Source organism: Gammaproteobacteria bacterium (assembly GCA_003696665.1).
GTDB lineage: Bacteria > Pseudomonadota > Gammaproteobacteria > Enterobacterales.
In genome coordinates, this window is record RFGJ01000544.1 from 1 (window position 1) to 8,971 (window position 8,971).

The following is an 8,971-nucleotide window of genomic DNA, read 5'->3' on the forward strand; positions in this document are numbered from 1 at the left end:
AATTTCATCGCCCAACGACTTTCCGGGCGACGGGTACGGAGTATGAGATGTCAGGCTATGGTATTTGACGCCATGGCAGATTCACCTGTGCCACGTGGCTTTTTGTCGTTATAATGCGCGCTCTACAGGGCAATCGAGCGATGGATGACTGTGACCAAGCCGGCGGAAACTTTGGACACTTTTCAAGATCTGATTTTGTGCCTGCAGGCATACTGGGCGAAGCATGGTTGTGTTGTGGTGCAACCCCTTGATCTCGAGGTGGGGGCGGGCACTTTCCACCCAGCGACGTTTTTGCGTGCCATTGGCCCAGAGCCATGGCGAGCGGCTTATGTTCAGCCTTGTCGTCGCCCCACTGATGGTCGTTATGGTGAAAACCCCAACCGCCTGCAGCACTACTACCAGTTCCAGGTGGTGCTCAAACCGTCACCCGACGACATTCAAGACCTGTATCTCGGCTCGCTGAAAGCGCTAGGCATTGACACCAAAGTCCATGACATTCGCTTTGTGGAAGACAACTGGGAATCGCCGACGCTTGGCGCATGGGGCTTAGGCTGGGAAGTCTGGCTCAACGGCATGGAAGTCACGCAGTTTACTTATTTCCAGCAAGTCGGTGGCCTTGAATGCGCGCCTGTCATGGGCGAAATCACTTATGGTCTGGAACGACTGGCCATGTACCTGCAGGGTGTGGACAGTGTTTATGATCTGGTTTGGAGTCGAGGCCCTCAAGGCGTTGTCACCTATGGCGATGTGTTCCACCAAAACGAGGTGGAAATGTCGACGTACAACTTTGAACAAGCCCCCGTCGAGGCGCTGCTGAAGCAATTCGATTTGTTTGAAGCAGAGAATAAGCGCCTCATCGAAGCGGGCTTACCACTGCCCGCTTATGAAATGGTGCTCAAGGCCTCTCATGTTTTTAACCTTCTGGATGCGCGCCATGCGATTTCGGTCACGGAACGGCAGCGATATATTTTGCGCGTGCGGGCGATGGCGCGCGCTGTGGCCGAAGCCTATTACCAAGCGCGAGAAGCCCTTGGTTTTCCCATTCTCAAGAAAAACGAGGAAGCTTGATCGATGCGCACAACGGCTGATTTTCTATTTGAAATAGGCACGGAGGAGTTGCCTCCCAAAGCCTTGCGTCAACTGGCCACCAGCCTGCGAGACGGGATTGTGTCCGGTTTAGCACAAGCCAATCTGAACCATGGTGCTGTGCACTGGTTCGCCACACCGCGTCGAATGGCGGTGCTGATTGAAGCGTTGGCGTTAGCACAGCCAGACCGGGAAGAAACCAAGTTGGGCCCAGCTCTGCAGGCGGCCTTCCGAGATGGCGAACCAACGCCCGCAGCACTTGGCTTTGCGCGCTCCTGTGGCACAACCGTCGATCAACTGGAACACGTCGAGACCGACAAAGGCACGCGCCTTGCGTTTCGCATTCAGCACAAAGGGCAGCCCACCATTGAACTTTTGCCGGACATTGTCAAAGCCAGCCTCAAAGCGTTGCCGGTGCCCAAAATGATGCGTTGGGGTGCCCACAAAACGCCGTTTGTCCGCCCGGTGCATTGGCTGGTGGCGGTTTTGGGTGACGATGTCGTACCGCTTGAGGCTTTCGAATTGCAGGCAGGACGACACACTTTTGGTCATCGGGTGCATGCGCCCGAACCGATCGCGCTGCCTAAGCCGGATGCCTATGAACGCATTTTGCGGGAAGCCAAAGTGATCACGAATTTTGACGAACGCAAGGAACGCATTCGTCAGCAGGCAGTCGCGACGGCGCCAGCAGGCATGCAGGTCATCATTGACGAAGATCTGCTGGAAGAAGTCACGGCACTGGTGGAATGGCCAGTGGCATTGCTTGGCCAATTTGATGCTGAATTTTTGCAAGTGCCTGCCGAGGCATTGATTTCTTCGATGCAGTCGCATCAGAAATATTTCCCCATCAAGGATAAAGACGGTCAGCTCACCCAGTATTTTGTCGTGATTGCCAATCTGGAGAGTCAAGCTCCGGAAGCGGTCATTCAGGGCAATGAGAAAGTGATTCGCCCTCGCTTGGCCGATGCGCAATTTTTCTATGAAACCGACAAAAAACAACCGCTTGTGTCGCGTCGTGACAAGCTGGCCAACATAGTGTTTCAACAAAAACTTGGCACTTTGCTCGACAAAACCAATCGGGTGGAACAACTGGTCAGCAAAATGGCAGATGCCTTTGGTGCCGATGGTCAACTGGCCAGCCGAGCGGCCCATCTCTGCAAATGTGATCTGTGCACAGAAATGGTCGGTGAGTTTCCAGAATTGCAGGGCATTATGGGGCGCTACTACGCGCGCCACGATGGTGAACCAGAAGCAGTTGCGGTGGCGCTAGAAGACCAATACCTTCCTCGTTTCTCTGGTGATCGCTTGCCAGCCACGCCAGAGGGCGCCGTGTTGGCCGTAGCCGATCGACTCGATACGCTGGTTGGGTTGTTTGGCATTGGCCATCCTCCCAAAGGCACCAAGGACCCATTCGCGCTGCGGCGGGCGGCCATCGGCATTTTGCGAATTCTGATGGCACGCGATGTGGCGCTTTCGCTGAACACGTTGATTCAATGGGCCTCTGAAACATTCCAAGCCGACCAGCTACATGCGGAAAATTGGGCATCTGACCTGCTTGATTTTCTCTATCAACGTTTTGTCGCTTGGTATCAAGACGAAGGCGTCCCAACACGGGTGATTCAAGCGGTGCTTGCCGTGCGTCCCGACGTAGTGGCCGATATCGACCGCCGCATTCGTGGCGTCCAACATTTCATGACTTTGCCAGAGGCCGACGCATTGGCCGCTGCGTATAAGCGCGTCAACAACATTCTTGAAAAGCAGGGCGGAGATCGCGCCGAACAAGTGCAACCAGCACTGTTTGAAGATAGCGCCGAGCAAACGCTCTATGATGCCATTCAAGCAGCCCAAAATGACATTCAGCCGCTGCTCGCGCAAGGCGATTATGTCAACGCCATGGGGCGCTTGGCGGCATTAAGACCGTCTGTGGATGCGTTTTTCGATCAGGTCATGGTCATGGCTGACGATGATGCGGTTCGCCGTAATCGGCTTGCGCTGCTCGCAGAGCTTCGCGCCTTGGTCGGCAGTATCGCAGATATTTCGATGCTGCCTGCCTGATCATTCCCACGGGGCATGCATATCATGCCCCGCTTTGCTATGCTCCCTGTCACACGACGCACGGTGATGCCTTGACGATGGCACAATTAAAATTTGCGCTGTTCGGCCATCCGGTGGCGCACAGCCTGTCACCACAGATTCACCAGCAGTTTGCCAAACATGTCGGGCTTGATCTCGATTATCAGCTCATTGACGTGCCGAGTGAACATTTTGAGGCCGTCGTCACTGCCTTTTTCGCCAATGGCGGACGAGGCGCCAATGTCACTTTGCCGCACAAACAACAAGCGCTGGCCTTAGCAAAAGGCCAAACAAGGATCGCCGCTCAATCGGGCGCGGCCAACACACTATTTGTGGATGGCGATGGTCGATTATGGGCCGACAATACGGACGCTCCGGGGTTTATTGAAGACATTCAGCAGCTTGGCTGGCAACCCCAGCATTCCGTTCTGATCTGGGGCAATGGTGGCGCAGCACGCGGCATAGTCGCCGGACTGCTCGCGGCTGGCGCCCAAGCGGTGACGATTTGCGGCCGCTCCCAAGCAAAGTCCGAAGCACTGGCCCGATGCTTTGCAGCTCAGGCCGTGAAAACGATTGGATGGGATGAGAAAAATGCGGTGACGTGCGAGTGGCTCATCAACGCAACCAGTGTCTCGCCAGATTTCGCGCGATGGCTGCCGAATACACCACCGTCAGTCTATTATGATCTCAACTACGCCAGCCGCGCCATGAGCGCCGTGCAGGCAGCGAAAGCGCGTGGCATTGTCGCCCATGACGGATTGGGCATGCTTGTTCGGCAGGCGGCATTTGCCTTTGAGCGCTGGACCCAACAACCGCTGACATCGGAGGTCGTTGAGCACGTCGTCGAATGGCTGCGCCAATTGGCCCGGCCATGACCAAAGTGTTATTCAGTCCGCGACGCTTGCCGGGCACTTTTGATCATCTGTAAAAGTGTCCGCTCCCGACGAAGCGACACCCAAGCAAACACCAGTAGCACCACCAAAAGTCCCAAACAGGTCAGCGTCATAATCGGCAAAAATAGTGCCATAAGTTCCAAGGTCGAGACCGGCAACGTGCCAGCTTTTAATTGTCCGGCAACATGAAAAGGATTCACAAGCAGCGGATGTTCAAGCCACAACCATACCGCCAGGCCGGCAACCACCAGCAGTGAAACGCCGCCAGCCCACGGCCAATATTGTAACCACCGCTGTCTTGTGGTGATTTCTGAAGGTTTTTCCATGCGCACGCTCACTCGATATTTTGCACCTGTTCACGAATTTGTTCGATCAACACTTTAAGCTCAACCGCCGCGCTTGTGGTCACTGTGTTGATCGATTTTGCTCCAAGGGTATTGGCCTCTCGGTTCATTTCTTGCAGGAGAAAATCGAGCCGCCTTCCTACCGTGCCGCCTTGTTGCAAAACTCGACGGAATTCGTGCACGTGGGTTGAAAGCCGATCCATTTCTTCGTCCACGTCCAGTCGTTGCGCAACAATCACCATTTCTTGCTCCAGACGTGTCTCGTCCAACTCGATCTGTGCATTCTTGAACCGTTCGATCAGGCGTTCACGCTGGATATTGAGAATCTCCGGCATATTCGCCCGAACCTTGGCAATTTCTTCCTCAATGGCAGTTAATCGCTTTTCAATATGCGCCACCAGCGCCGCCCCCTCACGCTCACGTGCCGACACCAGTTCAGCCAATGCCTGGGTAAAAAGCGATAGGACAGACACTTCGAGCTGGTCACGATCGGTGCTGGCAACTTCAATCATCTCCGGCCATTGCAAAAATCGTGTCCAATCAACTGCGCCACTCAGGCCGGTGAGTCCCTTGAGACGTTCAATGGCATTGGCCAATGCCTGCGCGAGGCCCTCATTGATCTCGACATGAGGCACTTGCGCTGACGACAATTCCGCCCGCAGCTGTATTTCTACCTTGCCTCGGGCCAATTTCTCCCGTGCCAACTCGCGTAACTTTGGTTCCAAATGACGAAAAGTTTCCGGCAGCCGGAAGCTCAGCTCAAGAAAACGTTGATTGACGGAACGAATTTCAAACAGGGCATGGCCCCAATCATCGCGCGCTTCACAACGCGCAAAGGCGGTCATACTGCGAATCATGAAATTACCCGTATGGTCGTTCGTTGTTGCCAGTGTATGGAATTTTGACGCGACTTGAAACCATTTGATCAGCCAAAGCGATGGTGCCGGAACGTGCAATTCCGCAGTAACCGGATTAAACTTGCCCCAATCTTTGATTATGGCGAGAGGGGACAACATGCACTCTGCTTTGACCGAACATCTGCAAAAAGAAATCGAGCAACTCAAAAAAGATGGGCTATACAAAAAAGAACGTGTCATTACCTCACAGCAATCGGCCGACATTGAAGTCGAAGACGGGCGACATGTTATCAATTTCTGCGCCAACAACTACCTTGGCTTGGCCAACCATCCACGTTTGATTGAAGCTGGCATCGAAGGCCTGAAGAAATATGGCTATGGCATGGCGTCCGTCCGATTTATCTGTGGCACACAGGATGTGCACAAACGCCTGGAGCAGCGCATCGCCGAATTTCTAGGCATGGAAGACGCCATATTGTACTCGTCCTGCTTTGACGCCAACGGCGGCCTGTTCGAAACCCTCATGGGGCCAGAAGATGCCATTATTTCCGACGCATTGAATCATGCCAGCATCATTGATGGCATCCGGTTGTCCAAGGCCAAACGTTACCGCTATGCGAACAACGACATGCGCGATCTGGAAGACAAACTCAAGCAAGCCGACGATAAAGGCGCACGCTTTAAGATGATCGCCACCGATGGTGTGTTTTCCATGGACGGCTATATCGCCAATCTTCCGGCCATCTGCGATCTGGCCGAAAAATACGACGCGCTGGTGATGGTGGATGATTCCCATGCGGTCGGTTTTATCGGCGAGAAAGGGCGTGGCACGCATGAATACCACAATGTGATGGGCCGAGTGGACATCATCACCGGAACCCTTGGCAAGGCGCTTGGCGGTGCCTCTGGTGGCTACACCACGGCCAACAAAACCATTGTTGATTGGTTGCGCAACCGCTCACGGCCCTATCTGTTTTCCAATACTCTTGCCCCGGTCATCGCCAATGCCTCCCTTGCGGTGCTCGATATGCTGGAAGAAAGTGACGAATTGCGCAAACGACTGCAAATCAACGCGCGTTACTTCCGCGCTCAAATGTCGTCACTTGGCTTCAAGCTCCTGCCAGGCGATCACCCGATCATCCCAATTATGCTTGGTGATGCGACACTAGCCACGACCATGGCCGATAGATTGCTAGAAGAAGGCATTTATGTCATTGGTTTTTCGTACCCTGTCGTGCCCAAAGGGCAAGCCCGGATTCGTACACAAATGTCGGCAGCACATACCCGTTCGCAACTTGACCGGGCGATTGCGGCCTTTGCCAAAGTCGGCCGCGAATTGGGTGTGATCAAATAACGGAGCGGCATGATGAAAACATTGACCAAACTTCGCCCTGAACCCGGTATCTGGATGGTCGATCAGCCGATGCCGGAAGTCGGCCCGAATGATGTCTTGATTAAGATTCGCAAGACGGCCATCTGTGGCACTGACATGCATATTTATCATTGGGACGAATGGTCACAGAAAACCATTCCAGTGCCCATGGTCGTGGGTCACGAATTCGTCGGCGAGGTGGTGGAAACCGGCGCCGAAGTGACTGCTTACAAACCTGGTCAGCGGGTATCAGGCGAAGGACACATCACGTGCGGCCACTGTCGCAATTGTCGGGCTGGTCGACGCCATTTGTGCCGCAATACGCTCGGTGTTGGCGTCAACCGCCCCGGTGCGTTTGCGGAATATCTGGTCATCCCGCAGGAAAACGTTTATCCGATTCCGGATGACATTTCAGACGACTTGGCCGCCATTTTCGATCCCTTTGGCAATGCCGTGCACACCGCTCTGTCGTTCGATTTGGTTGGCGAAGATGTTCTGATCACTGGCGCGGGCCCCATTGGCATTATGGCCGCTGCTGTTTGCCGGCATGTAGGTGCTCGCCACGTGGTCATCACCGATGTCAACCCCTATCGCTTACAACTGGCCGCAAAAATGGGGGCGACTCGGGCGGTCAATGTGGCCAACGAAGATTTGCGCCAGGTGATGTCAGATATCGGTATGCGCGAAGGCTTTGACGTTGGCTTGGAAATGTCCGGTGTGGCCAGTGCCTTCCACCAGATGCTTGATACCATGAACCATGGCGGCAAGATTGCGATGCTCGGCATTCCCTCTAGCGAGCTGGCGATTGACTGGAACCACGTTATCTTCAAAGGCCTTATCATCAAGGGAATATACGGGCGGGAGATTTTTGAGACTTGGTACAAAATGACCGCCATGCTTCAATCGGGCCTCGACATCTCACCAGTGATCACCCACCGGTTCCCGATTGATGAGTTTCAAAAAGGCTTTGAAACGATGGATTCCGGCCAGAGCGGAAAAGTGGTGTTAGACTGGACATAATCATGGCTGTAGATTGGCAGTTTTTCACGTTTGCTGAGCTGGATGCCGCGACTGTGTACGGATTTTTGAAACTGCGGCAGGATGTCTTTGTGCTGGAGCAGAAGTGCCTGTATCCAGACATAGACGGTCTTGATCTGTCTTGTTGGCACTTGGTCGGCAAAAAAGAGGGTGCGGTCATTGGTTATCTTCGCATCATTCCACCTGAACACCACCCCAAAGCCGTGCCCGCCATCGGACGCGTGGTCGTTGCTCCGGCGCATCGCGGTCAGGGGCTCGCAACACAAATGATGCGTCACGCCATTCGGCACTGTGCGCAGCACTACCCAGGCCAGGATCTTTTCCTGTCTGCCCAGACCTATCTTGTCACCTTCTATCAATCGCTCGGGTTTGTGTCAGTCGGTGCCCCGTATCTAGAAGATGGCATTGAACACATCGATATGTTCAAAAGGGAGTCAGCATGAGTTTTCAAAATATTGACCTTAAGACCGCAAAGCGTTTAATCAATGAAGAGGGCGCGGTTGTCGTTGACATTCGCGACCCGCAAAGCTTTGCCGCTGGTCACATTCCTGGGGCGATTCGGGTCGACAACCGCAATGTTGCTGACTTTATCCGTGAGGCCGATCTCGATAAGCCGTTACTGGTTGTTTGTTATCATGGGCACAGCAGTCAGGGTGCCGCCCAATATTTTTCAGACATGGGCTTTGAGTCGGTGTACAGCTTGATTGGGGGCATGACGCAATGGTCATTGACTGAAGCGGTCGAGCAGGGAGAAGGCTAATGAAGCGTCGCAGCGAAACTCGTCAACTGGCGTATCTTTTACTCACCCTGGGCACTCTGGCCTTTGGTTATTTTTTCCTGCGACTGGCCTATGGTCTTTCGGCGCAATGGCCATTTACACAAGAAATTGTGGTCACGGCCCTCGGCACCATTGCCACGGTGGTCATCACCGCCTTGCTACTGAACCAACAGACCCGAGTTGAGCTACAAAAAGAACAAAGCATCAAATTTATCGAACTTAAAAAAGACGTTTATTCCGCCTTTATCGACTTTATTGAAGCCATTTTGCTCAAACGTACGGTGAATGCCGAAGATAGGCTCAAAATGCAATTTTTTTCGCATCGACTTGCCATTGTCGCCAGCCCGGAAGTCCTCGCACAGTACAACCGGTTTCAGAAGGCATTTTATCAAGCCAGCCACGATACCCGCCTTGATGCCAATGACTCGGACGCCATCACGCAGGAACTGGCCGAGCTGTCTGTTCTGATTCGGCTTGACTTGATCGGCGAGCTTGACGCCGACCAACATGTGTCACAATCACAAATCTCG

Annotated in this window: 10 protein-coding genes; 8 read left to right on the top strand and 2 right to left on the bottom strand. The window is 53.8% G+C overall.

From position 1 onward, the window contains the following. The first annotated feature begins 144 nt into the window (after window positions 1–144). From glyQ to D6694_13365, 3 genes are all read left to right on the top strand, one after another. Window positions 145–1,068, top strand: coding sequence for a glycine--tRNA ligase subunit alpha (glyQ, locus tag D6694_13355; GenBank protein RMH37237.1), 924 nt, complete (start codon window positions 145–147; stop codon window positions 1,066–1,068). Between the two features lie 3 nt (window positions 1,069–1,071). Continuing rightward, window positions 1,072–3,141, top strand: coding sequence for a glycine--tRNA ligase subunit beta (locus tag D6694_13360; protein RMH37238.1), 2,070 nt, complete (start codon window positions 1,072–1,074; stop codon window positions 3,139–3,141). A 77-nt stretch (window positions 3,142–3,218) separates the two neighbouring features. Beyond that, window positions 3,219–4,034 (top strand): shikimate dehydrogenase, encoded by an 816-nt coding sequence (locus tag D6694_13365; protein ID RMH37239.1) that lies wholly within the window; start codon window positions 3,219–3,221, stop codon window positions 4,032–4,034. An 8-nt stretch (window positions 4,035–4,042) separates the two neighbouring features. Here the strand turns inward: D6694_13365 and D6694_13370 are convergent, their stop codons facing one another. Then, entirely contained in the window at window positions 4,043–4,378 is a 336-nt protein-coding gene (locus tag D6694_13370) for a hypothetical protein (protein ID RMH37240.1), read from the bottom strand. A gap of 8 nt (window positions 4,379–4,386) precedes the next feature. After that, window positions 4,387–5,253, bottom strand: a complete 867-nt coding sequence (locus D6694_13375) for a YicC family protein (protein RMH37245.1) — start codon at window positions 5,251–5,253, stop codon at window positions 4,387–4,389. Between the two features lie 157 nt (window positions 5,254–5,410). Between D6694_13375 and D6694_13380 the strand changes: the two genes are divergently transcribed. The 5 genes from D6694_13380 to D6694_13400 all read left to right on the top strand — a co-directional run. Continuing rightward, the gene (locus tag D6694_13380; protein RMH37241.1) at window positions 5,411–6,607 is read left to right on the top strand and encodes a glycine C-acetyltransferase; all 1,197 of its coding nucleotides are present in this window, start codon (window positions 5,411–5,413) and stop codon (window positions 6,605–6,607) included. Window positions 6,608–6,619: 12 nt separating this feature from the next. Further along, window positions 6,620–7,645, top strand: coding sequence for an L-threonine 3-dehydrogenase (locus tag D6694_13385; GenBank protein ID RMH37246.1), 1,026 nt, complete (start codon window positions 6,620–6,622; stop codon window positions 7,643–7,645). A 2-nt stretch (window positions 7,646–7,647) separates the two neighbouring features. Then, window positions 7,648–8,106, top strand: a complete 459-nt coding sequence (locus D6694_13390; GenBank protein RMH37242.1) for a GNAT family N-acetyltransferase — start codon at window positions 7,648–7,650, stop codon at window positions 8,104–8,106. Next, a complete protein-coding gene (gene glpE, locus D6694_13395) occupies window positions 8,103–8,423 on the top strand; it encodes a thiosulfate sulfurtransferase GlpE (GenBank protein ID RMH37243.1) in 321 nt (106 codons plus the stop codon). The genes D6694_13390 and glpE overlap by 4 nt, the downstream gene beginning before the upstream one ends. Further along, window positions 8,423–8,971: hypothetical protein (locus D6694_13400; GenBank protein RMH37244.1), on the top strand; the 549-nt coding region annotated here is incomplete at its 3' end. The genes glpE and D6694_13400, both read left to right, overlap by 1 nt.